The 13,636-nt window shown below is 46.3% G+C and carries 20 protein-coding genes and 1 tRNA gene; 13 read left to right on the top strand and 8 right to left on the bottom strand.

The features are described 5' to 3' along the window. Window positions 1-28 precede the first annotated feature (28 nt). Together ACK3SF_RS01440 and ACK3SF_RS01435 are read left to right on the top strand one after the other, a co-directional pair. Window positions 29-379, top strand: coding sequence for an iron-sulfur cluster assembly scaffold protein (locus tag ACK3SF_RS01440; RefSeq protein WP_414838045.1), 351 nt, complete (start codon window positions 29-31; stop codon window positions 377-379). A 28-nt stretch (window positions 380-407) separates the two neighbouring features. Then, window positions 408-863, top strand: a complete 456-nt coding sequence (locus tag ACK3SF_RS01435; protein WP_414838044.1) for an NUDIX hydrolase — start codon at window positions 408-410, stop codon at window positions 861-863. Window positions 864-870: 7 nt separating this feature from the next. On the opposite strand, the gene ACK3SF_RS01430 is transcribed toward ACK3SF_RS01435, so the two are convergent. After that, complete coding sequence (locus ACK3SF_RS01430) at window positions 871-1,116, bottom strand: hypothetical protein (protein ID WP_414838043.1); 246 nt, start codon at window positions 1,114-1,116, stop codon at window positions 871-873. Between the two features lie 155 nt (window positions 1,117-1,271). On the opposite strand from ACK3SF_RS01430, the gene sufC reads away from it, so the two are divergent. Then, window positions 1,272-2,027 (top strand): Fe-S cluster assembly ATPase SufC, encoded by a 756-nt coding sequence (sufC, locus tag ACK3SF_RS01425; RefSeq protein ID WP_414838042.1) that lies wholly within the window; start codon window positions 1,272-1,274, stop codon window positions 2,025-2,027. 11 nt (window positions 2,028-2,038) lie between these two features. Here sufC and ACK3SF_RS01420 read toward each other — a convergent pair whose 3' ends face one another. Beyond that, on the bottom strand, window positions 2,039-2,686 hold the full coding sequence (locus tag ACK3SF_RS01420; protein WP_414838041.1) for a fibrillarin-like rRNA/tRNA 2'-O-methyltransferase: 648 nt from the start codon (window positions 2,684-2,686) through the stop codon (window positions 2,039-2,041). A gap of 54 nt (window positions 2,687-2,740) precedes the next feature. On the opposite strand from ACK3SF_RS01420, the gene ACK3SF_RS01415 reads away from it, so the two are divergent. Beyond that, entirely contained in the window at window positions 2,741-3,205 is a 465-nt protein-coding gene (locus tag ACK3SF_RS01415) for an NUDIX hydrolase (RefSeq protein WP_414838040.1), read from the top strand. A 4-nt stretch (window positions 3,206-3,209) separates the two neighbouring features. On the opposite strand, the gene ACK3SF_RS01410 is transcribed toward ACK3SF_RS01415, so the two are convergent. Both ACK3SF_RS01410 and ACK3SF_RS01405 read right to left on the bottom strand, forming a co-directional pair. Next, on the bottom strand, window positions 3,210-3,962 hold the full coding sequence (locus ACK3SF_RS01410) for a hypothetical protein (protein WP_414838039.1): 753 nt from the start codon (window positions 3,960-3,962) through the stop codon (window positions 3,210-3,212). 14 nt (window positions 3,963-3,976) lie between these two features. Beyond that, window positions 3,977-4,396: a hypothetical protein gene (locus tag ACK3SF_RS01405; protein WP_414838038.1), complete on the bottom strand. Its 420-nt coding sequence runs from the start codon at window positions 4,394-4,396 to the stop codon at window positions 3,977-3,979. Window positions 4,397-4,556: 160 nt separating this feature from the next. On the opposite strand from ACK3SF_RS01405, the gene ACK3SF_RS01400 reads away from it, so the two are divergent. From ACK3SF_RS01400 to ACK3SF_RS01380, 5 genes are all read left to right on the top strand, one after another. Beyond that, on the top strand, window positions 4,557-5,678 hold the full coding sequence (locus ACK3SF_RS01400; protein WP_414838037.1) for an NEW3 domain-containing protein: 1,122 nt from the start codon (window positions 4,557-4,559) through the stop codon (window positions 5,676-5,678). Between the two features lie 5 nt (window positions 5,679-5,683). Continuing rightward, on the top strand, window positions 5,684-6,583 hold the full coding sequence (locus tag ACK3SF_RS01395; protein ID WP_414838036.1) for an ABC transporter ATP-binding protein: 900 nt from the start codon (window positions 5,684-5,686) through the stop codon (window positions 6,581-6,583). Beyond that, complete coding sequence (locus tag ACK3SF_RS01390; protein WP_414838035.1) at window positions 6,584-7,585, top strand: ABC transporter permease; 1,002 nt, start codon at window positions 6,584-6,586, stop codon at window positions 7,583-7,585. Between the two features lie 53 nt (window positions 7,586-7,638). Continuing rightward, a tRNA-Gly gene (locus ACK3SF_RS01385) sits at window positions 7,639-7,710 on the top strand. A 198-nt stretch (window positions 7,711-7,908) separates the two neighbouring features. Continuing rightward, window positions 7,909-8,700: a mechanosensitive ion channel family protein gene (locus tag ACK3SF_RS01380; RefSeq protein WP_414838034.1), complete on the top strand. Its 792-nt coding sequence runs from the start codon at window positions 7,909-7,911 to the stop codon at window positions 8,698-8,700. A gap of 3 nt (window positions 8,701-8,703) precedes the next feature. Here the strand turns inward: ACK3SF_RS01380 and ACK3SF_RS01375 are convergent, their stop codons facing one another. Together ACK3SF_RS01375 and ACK3SF_RS01370 are read right to left on the bottom strand one after the other, a co-directional pair. Further along, the gene (locus ACK3SF_RS01375; protein ID WP_414838033.1) at window positions 8,704-9,435 is read right to left on the bottom strand and encodes an SDR family NAD(P)-dependent oxidoreductase; all 732 of its coding nucleotides are present in this window, start codon (window positions 9,433-9,435) and stop codon (window positions 8,704-8,706) included. Window positions 9,436-9,513: 78 nt separating this feature from the next. Beyond that, window positions 9,514-9,942 (bottom strand): hypothetical protein, encoded by a 429-nt coding sequence (locus ACK3SF_RS01370; protein WP_414838032.1) that lies wholly within the window; start codon window positions 9,940-9,942, stop codon window positions 9,514-9,516. Between the two features lie 93 nt (window positions 9,943-10,035). On the opposite strand from ACK3SF_RS01370, the gene ACK3SF_RS01365 reads away from it, so the two are divergent. Then, complete coding sequence (locus ACK3SF_RS01365) at window positions 10,036-10,611, top strand: hypothetical protein (protein ID WP_414838031.1); 576 nt, start codon at window positions 10,036-10,038, stop codon at window positions 10,609-10,611. 91 nt (window positions 10,612-10,702) lie between these two features. Here the strand turns inward: ACK3SF_RS01365 and ACK3SF_RS01360 are convergent, their stop codons facing one another. Next, window positions 10,703-11,242, bottom strand: coding sequence for an ArsR/SmtB family transcription factor (locus ACK3SF_RS01360; protein WP_414838030.1), 540 nt, complete (start codon window positions 11,240-11,242; stop codon window positions 10,703-10,705). A 94-nt stretch (window positions 11,243-11,336) separates the two neighbouring features. Here ACK3SF_RS01360 and ACK3SF_RS01355 point away from each other — a divergent pair, with 94 nt between their 5' ends. Continuing rightward, a complete protein-coding gene (locus ACK3SF_RS01355; RefSeq protein ID WP_414838029.1) occupies window positions 11,337-11,687 on the top strand; it encodes a GIY-YIG nuclease family protein in 351 nt (116 codons plus the stop codon). Window positions 11,688-11,736: 49 nt separating this feature from the next. Further along, the gene (locus tag ACK3SF_RS01350) at window positions 11,737-12,273 is read left to right on the top strand and encodes a disulfide oxidoreductase (RefSeq protein WP_414838028.1); all 537 of its coding nucleotides are present in this window, start codon (window positions 11,737-11,739) and stop codon (window positions 12,271-12,273) included. 45 nt (window positions 12,274-12,318) lie between these two features. Here the strand turns inward: ACK3SF_RS01350 and ACK3SF_RS01345 are convergent, their stop codons facing one another. Next, window positions 12,319-12,798, bottom strand: coding sequence for an acyltransferase (locus tag ACK3SF_RS01345; RefSeq protein WP_414838027.1), 480 nt, complete (start codon window positions 12,796-12,798; stop codon window positions 12,319-12,321). 96 nt (window positions 12,799-12,894) lie between these two features. Between ACK3SF_RS01345 and ACK3SF_RS01340 the strand changes: the two genes are divergently transcribed. After that, entirely contained in the window at window positions 12,895-13,632 is a 738-nt protein-coding gene (locus tag ACK3SF_RS01340) for a PHP domain-containing protein (RefSeq protein WP_414838026.1), read from the top strand. Window positions 13,633-13,636: the final 4 nt, after the last annotated feature.

The raw sequence follows: 13,636 nt of genomic DNA, 5'->3' as shown, positions 1-13,636 counted from the left end.
TTAAATCTGGAGGCCTGATAAAACAAGTATGTATAGAGACGAAATCCTTGATCACTACAAGAGGCCTCGAAACGAGGGAAGACTTGATACAGCGTACGAGGCCGAGGGAGAAAACGCCAGTTGCGGCGACGACACGCATATCTTTCTGGATGTAGAGGACGGAAGAATTCAGGACATGAAGCACGAGACCGACGGTTGTGCGATATGTACTGCAGCAGTATCGATACTTTCAGAGGAACTGCCAGGAAAAGACGTGGAGGAGATCGAAGGCCTTGACAGCGACTGGATGCTGGAAGAACTCGGTATCGAGATCTCCCCTATGCGTATGAAGTGTGCGATGCTGGGCCTGAAAACAGTTCAGAAAGCTCTGGAAAAATGACTTGAATCTTGGAGTAGAAAAGTTTTCTATGTCGGATTTTCACGCTGTAGCGGCGAATCTAATCGAGAAAAACGGAGAATACCTTCTTGTACAGGAGGGGAAAGAGGCCGTCAGAGGAGAATGGAATCTTCCTGCCGGAGGAGTAGATAAAGACGAAAGTATTCAGGACGCTGCAGTACGCGAGGCAAGAGAGGAGACAGGCCTTGAAGTAGAACTGGAAAATTTCATGGGTGTATTCGTAGATGACAGCGACAGAAGCGACTCAACCGTCCTCGTATTCGTTTTCCATTCCAGGCCTCAGGATTTCTCAGTTGAAAGGCCTAAAGGCGAAGAAATTCTTGATGTAAAGTTTTTCACGCCCGAGGAATTTTCAGATATCGATGTAAGAATCCCTTTCCTGGATGAGGCAGTAAAGAAATTTGAAAGAGGGGATTTGAGGCCTCTTGACACTGTCGTGGACTGTCGAGAGGATCTGGATCAGTAGTAAAATTTTATTTTTCCCGGGCCAGTCTGTATCTTTCACCGTTGTTGATCTCAGCAGTGTGAGCTGATAGCTCCAGACCTAACTCGTGGAACTCGCTGGCTATATCTTCAGAGGCCTCTAATTCAAGATACATGAAGTCGCCGTCCTCTTCTACATCCATTTTATCGATTTCATCCGTCCACGATGCATCGTAGGTCTTTACCCGTTGTACAAAATCCTCTATACTGTTGTCCGTGTATTCAACTGCTGACATTTAATCTCTCCTCCGGAAATACTGAATAGACAGGAAAATTATTTATACCAGACTATGTTCCAGCCTCCACCTTAAAGAAATTTTAGGCCTACCTAAAATATTATGACACGAAATTCAAAGAATTTCTACTACATTCTGCTCAAAGGTGGGCTAGAATGACATTAAAAGTTGAAAACTTGGAAGTTTCAGTTGAAGACGAAGACATCGTAAAAGGAGTTTCTCTAGAAGTCGGGCCCGGAGAAGTCCACGCAATCATGGGGCCTAACGGCTCCGGAAAATCCACCCTCTGCAAATCCCTGATGGGCAATCCAGTCTACAGCATCGACGGAGGAAAAATCCTTGTCGACGGCGAAGACGTTACGGATGAAGAAACAGATGAGAGAGCGCGTGAAGGCCTTTTCCTTGGTTTCCAGTATCCAAGCGAGATCTCCGGGATCACAGTCGCAGAATTTTTGAAGGAAGCGATCGACGCCCGTAGAGAGGAAGAAGGGCAAGATGCTATGCCTCAGAGCGAGTTCAACGAACTTCTCAGAGAAAAACTTGAACTACTGGACATGGAGGAAGACTATGCCCGTAGATATCTGAACGAAGGATTCTCCGGCGGAGAAAAGAAGCGCAATGAGATCCTTCAAATGGCAGTACTGAATCCAAAGTACGCTATCCTTGATGAGATTGATTCAGGCCTTGATATCGATGCTCTACAGGTAGTGGCGAAAGGTATCAACGCACTGGCCAATGATGACAGAGGAATCCTGATGATCACGCACTACCAGCGGATTCTGGATCACGTCAAGCCTGATCACGTCCACGTCATGGTAGACGGAAAAATAGTGGAGTCTGGAGGCCCGAAGCTCGCTGAGAAGCTGGAAGATGAAGGCTACGAGTGGGCGAAGGAACTTGCCGAGGCCTGAATTTTTCTTTTCTACTTTAATTTCATTTTCAGGAACAGATGATCTGTTTCGTACGGATCAAGGAGAGTTTCTTCTTTTATCTCGAATTTTGCCTTCAATTTTTCCTTGACCTCATCAAAGATTTCTTCTGCAGGCCTTGAAGTGGATATTGACTGGGCCTTTACTGCGAGGAGTGCTACTCCGTCTTTTTTCAGGTATTTTTCGGCGTTTTTTGTGAATATTTCCGCCTGATCGCTCTGTGAGATATCCTGAAATACGGCATCGACTTGTGTGACAAGGTCTTCGTATTCGTCCGGATTTCTGGCGTTTCCGAGGATCGGTGCGATGTTTTTCCTGGATTCTGCGACTTCTACAAGTTTTCTAATCACTGTATCGGAGTACTCAAGTGCAAAGACGAAGCCTTCCTCAAGTATATCGGAGAAGTGTGAGACTGTGGTGCCTGAGGCGGCGCCGAGATACAGCACATCGGAATCAAGGCCTAGTTCAAGATTTACTCCTTTTTTGACTGCTGCTCCGGCTTTGGAACGATTGGGATTCCATTCACGGTATTTTTCTCCGTCTTCCTCTATGAATTTTTCCCCGTAGACTTTCTGCGTGGATGAGGCCTTTGTGTAAAGTTTCTGGCCTTTTTCGTAGATGCCGGGCTGTATCTGTTTCATGTAGATTCTTTTCTGACGTGAAAGTTTTAGTCTTACTGCGTGCAAAAAGTTCTTATGGCAAGTTTCTATGTTGCAGCAGATGCATTGATCGAGAGAAACGGAGAGTATCTTATGATAAAAGAAGGCAAAGAACGATGCAGAGGCACATGGAACATCCCGGGAGGAGCTGTTGAGCATGGAGAAAATCCAGCAGAAGCCGTCAAAAGAGAAGTATGGGAGGAGACAGGCCTCGAAGTTGAAGAAGTGAAAGGCCTTCTCGGAGTAGCTGAAGGAAATTCCACTCTTGACGGACATCCGATCTTTGTCTTCGTTTTCTCATGTAAAGTGGAGGACGGAAGGCCTGATCCGGAGTTCGACGAGGAAGTTCTGGATGCAGAATTTCTTTCAAGACAGGAAATCGAAGATAGAGAGCTCAGGAACGATATAGTGCTCAAGGCCTTCGAGATGAAGGAGAACGGAACAATGGATGTAGAGAATTTTTCGGAATACAGCCATCCTTATCTCGACGAAGATCTCTAGAAATCTAGTTCTTCAGTTCCTCGTATCTTTCACGGGCCTCTTCTCTGAGGCCTTCGGATTTATCCTCATCGCCGTAGTTATCAATCCTGGCTGCCATAACTGCTTTGTTGGCGAGGAAACGTGCCATTTTCCCTCTTTCTTCTTCAGGAAGATTTTTCACGAACGGATGATTGAATAGAACTCCGTGTTTCGGTGGCGTGCCTTCTCCGTGAAGGTAACGGAAAAGTGCTTTCTCTGCTCCAAGCATCTGGACTGTAGAGGCCGGCTTCTTCGCCAGTTCGTCCAGGCCTCCTGCCAGAGCGACTAATCTTGTCGCCAGAAGCGGATTCAGAAGGCCTGAAAGATTCTGGAACTCTTTTTTCGCCTCTTTCTCAACATAGGCCTCCAGTCGTTCTGTAGTCTCTTTTGTCTCAACTAGCTGGGAGAGGATATCTTCAATTATCTGTTTTTCTTCATCGTTTATCGCAGAGCCTGTAGAACTTTCTGCTAGCTCCTGAAACGGCTCAAGTTCTGATCTCTGTACTCCAAAGCGATCCAGCATATCCACAAATCTTTCGTCATCGGTCAGTTCTGATACAAGCTCCGGGAAGTGCTGTGAGTAAAGATCACGGAAGTTTTCAACGTCTTCACGGAAGTTCTTGTTCAACTTGTCGAGTTGCTGTACAGTTTTCACCAGAAAAAGATCTTTCTCCACAGGCTTGCGCAGTTTTTCACGCGTCTGTTTCAGCGCCTTATCTCTAATCTCTTCTCTATCCATCTCAGAGGCCTCCACTACATCTTCTCCGGGTTAAATCCCATAAGCTTCAGCTTGACTTCAACTTCTTCCTGAGGCCTGTCAAGTCTTTCAGCGATCTCTTCAGGACTGGATGTCTGGTAGTTCTGTATCATGAATTTCTCTTCTGTCCGGGAGTAATCGTTCCAGTTCTTGAGCGTCTCCGAGGCCTCGTGTTCTCCTGCCAGGAATTTTTCCAGTTCCTCGTTGTCCATACCTGTTTTCTCCTGTACAAGGTATTCTACCTGCTGCGGTGTCATCGAGGCCCCTGTCTTGGAGAAGGCCTGTCTCTCAATCTTCTCCTCCTGTGCGTTCTTCTTGTGTTTCATCCCAGGCTCTGTTTTTTCAAGTACATCTGTTTCTATAGCTTCCCTGGTTCGTTCCCTGAGACTTTCCTCGATGATCTCATCCAGATCCATACTTTCAGTTGGAGAGTTAATCTTGAAAACATCTTCCCCTGCCACGTAAATTGCGGAGAGTCAAGATAAATTTTCAGGCAGAGCAACTCCAGAATTCTGTTCGAAAAGCCTCGAACAGCTTTAAAGCATTTAAAAAGTAAAGCCAGGTAACTTATAGGTTATGAGACGAAAGATGCTGGTTTTTTCGGTGTTTTTTCTACTGTTTTCAGGCCTTGTACTAGGCCAGAGCTACAGTCACGATGAGAAAATGTATTTTGGCGAACAGGAGGAAATCGGCGACTACATTGTAGAGTACAGCAGTCAGAACGGCGACGACGTACTTGAGATAGGCCGCTGGATGGACACATCGTTCCGTATAATGGATCAGGTGGAGAACGACGATATCTATGAGAGGGAAGGAGAAACTCTGAATATTTCAGAGAATCTCAGCATCAGAATAGGTTCTTCCGGCTGGGACAGGGATGGAAGATTTCTGAATCTTGATATAATGGCTGATAAAGAGATCCTGTCCTCTGGAGAGATCGATTCATCGGCTCCAAGCAAGATAATCGTTTCACAGGACGACAGCGCTGACATACCTTTCACTATAGAGAATACAGGATTTCTGAATCAAACCTATAATCTTTCCGTGGATACTAACGCCTCTGTAGAGGCCTCCTTCAGTTTTCAGGATTTCAACGTTACAGAGGTCTACGTGGAGGCAGGTGAAGAGGAATCCGTTACTGCAAATCTTGAAGTCCCTGAAAACGCAGAGTTGGGAACATACAAAGTCCGTTTGATCGCTCAGAACGGAGAAAAGCTTTCAGAAGAGTTCCAGATGGAGATACGTGGTGCAGAAGTTGAAAGAGAGATGTCTCTGAATATAAGAGAAAATTATATGGCGTCAAATCCTGATGAGACAAAGGAGATTCCTATAACAGTCAGGAACAGCGCCGGATTCGGATACAGGGATGATAGCACCGGTGCAGCCCTTGAAAACGTTGAGATAGAGGTGACTGCGCCGGATAGCTGGGAATACGATTTAAATCCTGAAGGATTCAGCGAGCTGGATACAAGAGAGCGTCAGAGATCCATGCTGACTCTGGACGTACCTGCTGAGGCCTCGCCAGGAGACTACTTTGTAGAGATTTCTGCATCTTCAGACAAGGCCTCTATAGAGAGTCCTTCCGAGATAAGGATCAATGTGAGAGAGGAGAGCGGGATGAGCAGTGTAGGCCTTGTTTTGATGGCTTTGAGTCTTGCAGCATTGATATTCGTCTACAGGAAGTTCAGCAGAAGGTGAATTTTTTGACAGATATAATCGAACTGGAAGGCGTTGAGAAAAGCTACGGAGATTTTGAAGTACTGAAAGGTATAGATTTTTCTGTAGAGGAAGGAGAGATCTTCGGCATCTTGGGGCCTAACGGTGTTGGGAAGACTACTCTTTTCCAGACTGTTCTAGGCCTTTTAAGGCAGGATAGTGGCACTGTGAAGATCAAAGGGACTGAGCATACGCAGTCGAAGGAGATAAAGGAGAAGATCGGCTATCTTCCCTCTGATATAAGCTTCTACGAGGGGATGAGTGCGCGGGAGAATCTTGAGTTCTTTACAGAGCTTGCCGGGACGGATCCTGATCTGGATGATCTTCTCGATCTTGTAGGCCTTGAGGACGATGCGGATAGATCTGTAGGAGATTTTTCCACAGGGATGAAGAAGCGTCTGGGGATCGCACAGTCGATGATCAAGGATCCGGAGATCATCATCTACGATGAGCCGACTACAGGCCTTGATCCACAGGGAAAAAAGGCCTTCAAGGATCTGGTGAAGAAGATTAACAGAGAACGTGGCAAGACCATCATAATTTCATCTCATATCACCACCGAAATTGATACTTTATGCGACAGATTTGCCATTCTCAGTGACGGAAAAGTCGAGGCCTGTGGGACGAGACACGAGTTGAGCAGTGAGACAGATACAGACTCCTATATCCGTTTGAAGACTGAAGATCGGGAGGCCTCGGAGAAAATTCTTGATGAGATGGACGTGGAGTACGAGGCCGGGAAGAAAGAATTGGAGATCCTGGCGGAGGATGATATCCGAAGTAAGCTCTTCGATCGATTGATGGAGGAAGATATTGATGTTGAAGCTTTCGAGATGGAGGAGGAAACTCTGGAGACAACTTATCTGAAGTTGACAGGTGGCGGATAAATGGGCTCGATGTGGGATATAGGCCGGAAACAGATCGAGGATAGTTTTTCAAGCAAAAAGTTTCTGTTGATTCTGGGCCTTTTCCTTGCACTTTCCATGGGATCGGTGTACATGGGTGTCGACGAGTACAATCAGCAGATGGAAAACTTTGAAGGCGGAAACAGTTACGGGCCTGTACCGGAAAAGCCATCTCTAATCGATGTATTCGGGCCTCTTGTAGGCCTTAACTTGCCTCTTGCAGCGGCAATACTTGCTCTTCTGTTGAGCTATGATTCTATCTCACGGGAACGAGAGGAGGGAACAATCGAGTTGCTTTTATCATATCCTGTATACCGGGACGAGATAATCAACGGAAAATTTGTCGCAGGCCTTTTCACAGTAGCCACAGCACTCCTGATAGCATTTACAGCATCATCAGGCCTTGCAATATACCTTACAGGTGTTTTGCCGAGTGCAGAACAGGTTTTCCGCTTAATTTTTCTCTGGCAGGGAAGTATAGTATACATGGCATTTTTCTTCGGACTTGGAACACTTCTATCAGTCATACTGAACTCGAGCTGGAAATCACTTATCTCAGGCCTCGTGATACTTCTCCTGTTCCTTGCAACTCCTTTACTGGCGAATATGGCTGCAGGAACAATCTATCCAATGGATACAGGAACATCAGGAGGCCACGTTGCAAGAAGCGTTGCCGTATCCGGAAGCTCTGGAGACGTCGCAGTAGCAAGGCCTCCCGGCATGGAGGACGAACAGGATCGCAGACAGCAGATCCTGGACAGGAGAGAAAAATTCGTTGACAGCGTATCAAAATTCTCTGCAACGACAAGCTTCCAGAACTTCGCCTCAACTATGCTGGGGACAGACTACGACGGAGAGACAGGCCTCAAGCCTACTGTATGGGAGAATCTCCGATCTGCGTTCGGCTACCTGATCTTTCTCCTGAGCGAGACAATGCTGGCCTTCACAGGCGCATACACATTATTCATGAGACAGGATCTGTAGGCGAGGGAGTTATTTAAGAAAATAACGTAACAATTCCAAGACACAGGTAGACTGCGGTGTTGGTCCAGTGGCTAAGACCCCGGCCTTCCAAGCCGGTGACCCGGGTTCAAATCCCGGACGCCGCAATTCGTTACGCTGAATTGGGACGCAAGACATGGTTCATCCGGTACCATGCATTCTGATGATGAAACTTTCAGAACTTCAATCCCTGAAGCCGCAAATTTTTCATCATAAATTCCATCACGAAAAATTTCTCCAGATTTTTCTGAAGAGGAACTCTCGGATCAAGAAGTTTTTTGAAGATATAGAGGCCTTGAATTTGTATGCTAGAGAATTTTTTGCCGGAGACAGGAATATACGTTCAGTTGCTGCGTTTTCTCGTAGTTCTGGTCGCAGGAGTTGTATTCACACGGCTTATTCTGATGCCGGCAGCGAGAAGAGCAGCCTCCCGAAAAGGAGCAGATAAAGTCTCCATGCATTCTTTCGAGAATATAGCAGGCCTTGCAGGACTGTTCCTCTCGTTCATAGTGGCTCTTCAGGGCGCACAGCTCGGAAATCTCGTTACAGTACTTGGAGCTATAACAGCTGCTCTTACTGTAGCAGTAGGATTCGGGATGAGAGAGCAGATCGGAAATGTTGTAGCTGGCTTCTTCATATTCACAGATCATCCGTTTGTCAAAGGCGATTTCATCAGTTCAAAAGAATTTGAAGGGGTTGTAACAGAAATAAAGTTGCGTCACACCGTGATCAACGGCTCTTCAAGTGAAAAAGTTGTCTTACCGAACGCCATGCTGACAACACAGCCTCTAAGAAACTTTACCAAAGGCAGGAGAACAAAAGTCGACAAAGAGTTCAAGATACCTGTTAAAAAAGCTGAGAAATTCGAGGAAATCTGTAAAAAACAGGCCTCAAGCCACGAGAGAGTTATAGATAATCCTGAGCCAGAAACTGTCGTGAAAGGCCTTGAAGACGATAAAGCTATTATAGGCCTTAACTACTGGATTAAAGATTCTGAGAATGTTAAAGAAATCAGAAGCAATGTAACGAGGAATATACTTGACGAAGCAGTCAGCAAGAAGATTGTAGCAGAGGAAAAGAAAGAAGATGAAAAATAGAGTTCAGTGGCTTGTCCAGCCACCGTCTACGGGGAGATTTACACCTGTGATATACGTTGCATCGTCCGAGGCCAGGAAAGCTACTGCACCTGCAATCTCCTCCGGCTCGGCGACTCTTCCCATCGGCGTCTCTCCTATAACGTGATTTCTGAAGTCTTCGTCTTCAAGGGCCTGTTCTGTCATAGCAGTCTTGACAAATCCCGGGCATACGCTGTTGACTCTGACATTGTCCTGTGCAAGATCGTCTGCTACTGATCTTGTGAAGTTGACAACTCCTCCTTTCGCTGCGTTGTATGCTGTTGCTCCTACATCTCCTACAAGGCCGTAGATAGATGCGATGTTGATTATAGTTCCTTCTGACTCCTTCAGGTATTCTACAGAGGCCTTGGTGCCGTGCATTACTCCGTCAAGATCTACGGAAAGAATTTTATCCCATTCTTCTTTCGTCATCTCCTCTATTCCTGACTGGGCGCCTATACCTGCGTTGTTCACCATTACATCGAGGCCTCCGTGTTTTTCCGCCACTTTATCGACTGCTTCCTGCACCTGCTCCCAGCTGGAGACATCGCATTCAATGTAGTCGCATCCAATATCCTCTGCGATTTCTTCGCCTTCTTCAGAGATATCGAACACAGTAACTGCTGCACCTTCTTCAGCGAATCTCCGTGATATAGCTTTTCCGATTCCAGAGCTTCCTCCTGTGACGATCACCGTTTTATCCTCGAAGCGTTCCATTAAAATTTTGTCACCCTGTAGGATTTAGAGGCCTCGTTGAATAAAAAATTCTCTGAAAAAATGCTCTGAGAAAAATTTTCAGCCTTCAGGATTTGAATCCAGGATTTTCTCGAGCTGTTCACGTGCAGCCTCTTTATCGGAGAATCCGTACTTCGGGAGATCAAGATTCTGTATCCCTGAGGCCTTTACAGTCCAGAATCCAGCACTATTCTTCACAAGTTCCAGAGAGGCCTCTGTATCAGTGTGCCTGTAGCTGTCTTCATCTGTCTCTATCCATTCTCCGATCCTGCGCAGATTTTTTATGTAGCTGGCGTATTCTCTGTCGCCAGGCTTTGATATGAGAAAATGCTTTGCATCCTCGTCGAATATCTGGTACTGTCCGCCTTTCGGGCCTTCAACTATCACTTTTTTCTCATCGGTTTCCTGTATTTCAAGTGGCTGGCTTCTCTCATCGAAAAGTATTTTGTCGCCTTCATCCAGTTTTCCGAGGTCTTTGATTTCTTCCATTGTATCAGAAAATTTTCCCTGTTTTCAGGGTGTTCGGTGTTGTTCGAACAGTTTCAGTAGTTTATAAATGGTAGTGGAGGGAATGAATGTTTTATGAGAAAGTTTTTGGTACTGATCGCACTGGCTTCACTTGTAACAGGTTCAGCTTTTGCAGTAGTAGGCGGACCTGAGCCCGGTGAAGGCGAGATGGCGATAATGTCAGGAGGCTCCTCAGCTTCGGCCACGACGTCGGTCGATGCGAACGGAACCGAATGGCGTTCGGAGATAAGCAACCTTAACAGCTCTTGTATGTCCGGAAACATGTCTACAGGCCTTGAATTCGGCGAATTCGAAGACGTCGAGGAAGGCCAGAAAGTCGAGTTCTCCGGAGCTATCTCAACAGCAAATCCATGTGCCACGATTGAAACAGAAGTCTCAGAAGTCTCAGATAATTCCTACAGCATGGAACTCGTTGAGAAATCCGGGAACGGCACCTGCGTCAGCTGTGTAGGTGTTAGAAAGATCGAAGGAAGTTTCACGGCAGAAGGAGAGTACACGCTTGAAGTTGTTAAAGACGGAGAAACTGTTGAGGAAGTGGAGACACCAGGATACGGCGAAGAAGAAAATGATAAGGGAGGCTTCCCTTCATTCGGATTCTTCGTAGGCCTCCTGCAATCCCTCTTCAGCTGAAGCCGGGAAAAAGTCTCCAACCAAATTTCTTCTTTTTTCTTAGAAAATCCTAGAAAACTAAGTACAGTACCTTCACGCCAGAAAAAATTATCTATGATCTGATTTGTCTCAAGACGTATGCATAGCCCAGTGCGAGAACTGCTGTAACTATCAGGCCTGCTCCAAGAACCACCAGTGCTGCCTCTACCGTACCTGTCTGTGAGGCCTCTGCTGCTCTGGGAGCCTGTTCCATACTCTGCATCGTCATCTGTCCCATTGCCTCGGCGGAGTCACCGCTGCTTCCTGTTAAACTTTGATCCGGGAGAAAAGATCTGGAAAGCAAAAAGATTCCTACTATGCCTGTAAGAGCGGATGAAACAACTGAGAACTTGACTTTTCTTTCCTTTCCTTCCGCTATAGCGCGGGCCTTGTCTGTAGGCCTGTAGACTACTCTTCTGCGGCCTTCCTCTTCATCTTTCTCGAGGAGGCCTGATTCTGTCAGCACTTTCAGATGATTCGAGACCGTGGACTTGCTTTTCCCCATCCTGTCAGCAAGCTTTGTTGTAGTGGCTTCCTGATCCAGAACCTCGTTGATAATCTCGAGACGTGTCGGGGACGCCAAGGCCTTTACAGATTTGAAATCCAGATCCATGTAAAGTCTTTAGGCCCGCTGATTTTTTATTCTAACTTTGACTGTTCGATGGAAAGCGAACAGCTAAAAGATTTCAGAGGCCTCGAAAAAATACATGGAAGGAGTTTACGCCGTATTTTTCCAGCTGGAAGAGGAGAAAATTATAGAGATCGGGGCACTGGGAGAGAAAAAATTCCAGGCAGGCCTTTACGTCTACATAGGCTCGGCGATGAACTCTATAGAGAAACGAGTTGAGAGACATTTTTCCAGTGACAAGAAGCTTCACTGGCATATCGACTATTTTTCGCTTGAGGCCGATCCTGTATACTGGCTGGCGTTCCCTCTCCCTTCAAGATTCGAGTGTATCCTTGCAGAATGTGCCGCAGAGAAAGGAGTCGCTGTAGATGAGTTCGGGGCATCTGACTGCAACTGTAACTCACATCTGTACAGACTGGACAAAAAATAAGGCCTCCTGCCAGAAGAATTTTTAACTGTACAACAGATTATTTCCTTCTATGGAATTCCTAGTTGAGTACCTGGCATACGTTATACTACTACTTGATATCTCGATAATCGGATACCTTGGAATAAAGGCCTTGCAGCGATTCTTCACTTTACCTATAGACGACTACGTTGAGGCCTTCGAGGAAAAAATTGATTCCCGTTACAGAGAGATAGGCCTGATTGTAGCTACTGTAGCTACTCTGGGCAGCCTCTTCCTGTCGAACGTTCTTGGATGGACTCCTTGCAGACTCTGCTGGTTCCAGAGAATCTTCATGTATCCTCTGGTAGTACTGCTTGGTGCTTCTCTGCTGTTCAATGAGAAAAACGTCTCTGACTATGTCGTGCCGATGACAGTTATCGGGGCAGGCCTGAGCATCTATCACTACGCAATCCAGATGATGAGCCGCATCCAGAGCAGCGGATGCAGCATCAGCCAGGTGTCATGCGAGACAAAGTACACATTCTACTTCGATTACATCACAATCCCGATGATGGCGCTTACAGCCTTCATCATCATCCTGATACTGGCTTACAGAAACTGGGAGTAACCCAAAAAAGGCCTGGAAAAAATTTCAGGCCTTGAAATTTTCTCTTTATTGTTCCTCTATTTTCTCTGCCGGGACTCCGCCGACAAAACTATCTTCTTCAATATCTCTGTTTACAAGAGAGTTTGCAGAAACTTTTGCGCCGTCACCGATTTCTACGCCAGGAAGGATTGTCGTATTGGCACCTATCAAAACGTTGTCCCCGATCTTGACTTCTCCTTTCCTGAATTCCTCCTGAGTTGTCTCATGTGTCAGGATTGTCGTGCCGTATCCGATCGTAGTATTTTCTCCTATAGAGATTTTCTCCGGGAAAAATATATCGATCTGGACGCCGAGGCCTATCGCCGTATTCTCTCCTATATCTGTGCCGAGAGCCCTCAGTACAGTATTTTTCAGGCCTAGTGGCATTATTTTTGCGATCTGTGTGATTGCTGTGTTCCAGACTGTCCGGACTGTAGAGGCCTGGCTCTGCCAGTGGAGAAGCGGATTTCCCCGGTATTTTTCGGATTCGAATTCTCTGTCTCCCACAACGAAGTTTTTGGCACGGTACCGGTTTATTTATTAGGCCTTTCTTTCCGTGAAACGGTAAAGGTTTTTTGAGTATATGCATTCCTTTGTCTTTCTATGGTCGACGGCGACAGCATCAAGGTAGATCTCCATATACACTCTGATGCATCACATGACTGCAACGAGCCTGTGGATCTTATACTTGAACACGCACAGGAGATAGATATCGACGCTATCGCCATAACAGATCATGACAGTATCGAAAACTCTCTTGAAGCAGCTGAAAAGGCCTCTGAATACGGGCTTATCGGTATTCCTGGCGTGGAAGTTTCTACAGCTGACGGACATTTACTTGCGCTAGGTGTCGAGGAATGTCCGGAGAAAGGGAAAGATTTCATGGAGACTGTAGAGGAAGTCCGCGAGATGGGCGGCATAGCTGTTGTACCGCATCCTTTCCAGGTGACACGTCACGGCGTGAAAAAATCCAGGCTGGAGGACTGTGATGCCCTTGAGGTATACAATTCCTGGGCCTTTACAGGATGGAAGAACAGGAAGGCCAGAAGCTTCGCCAAGGAAAATAATTATCCGGAAGTGGCCTCAAGCGATGCACACTCACTTGGAATGATAGGAAAGGCCTACACCGAGATAAATACTGCTTTCGTCGATGAAGATTTCACAGCCGAAGACGTTCTTCAGGCTATAGAAACAGGATCTAACTACATGTACGGCAAAAGGAAGCCTGTAGCATTAAGCGTCTGGGATTATGGACAGGCAATGGTGATGAAGGCGGGATGGCTGATGAAGGAAACACTTTTCCTTCCTCTAAGTATAGAAAAAAAGATTTTCCGCAGATAAAAAT

The sequence above is a fragment of the Candidatus Nanosalina sp. VS9-1 genome (assembly GCF_047555085.1).
GTDB lineage: Archaea > Nanohalarchaeota > Nanosalinia > Nanosalinales > Nanosalinaceae > Nanosalina.
The sequence above is the reverse complement of the archived record's forward strand: the minus strand, read 5'-3'. Positions and strand labels throughout refer to the sequence as shown.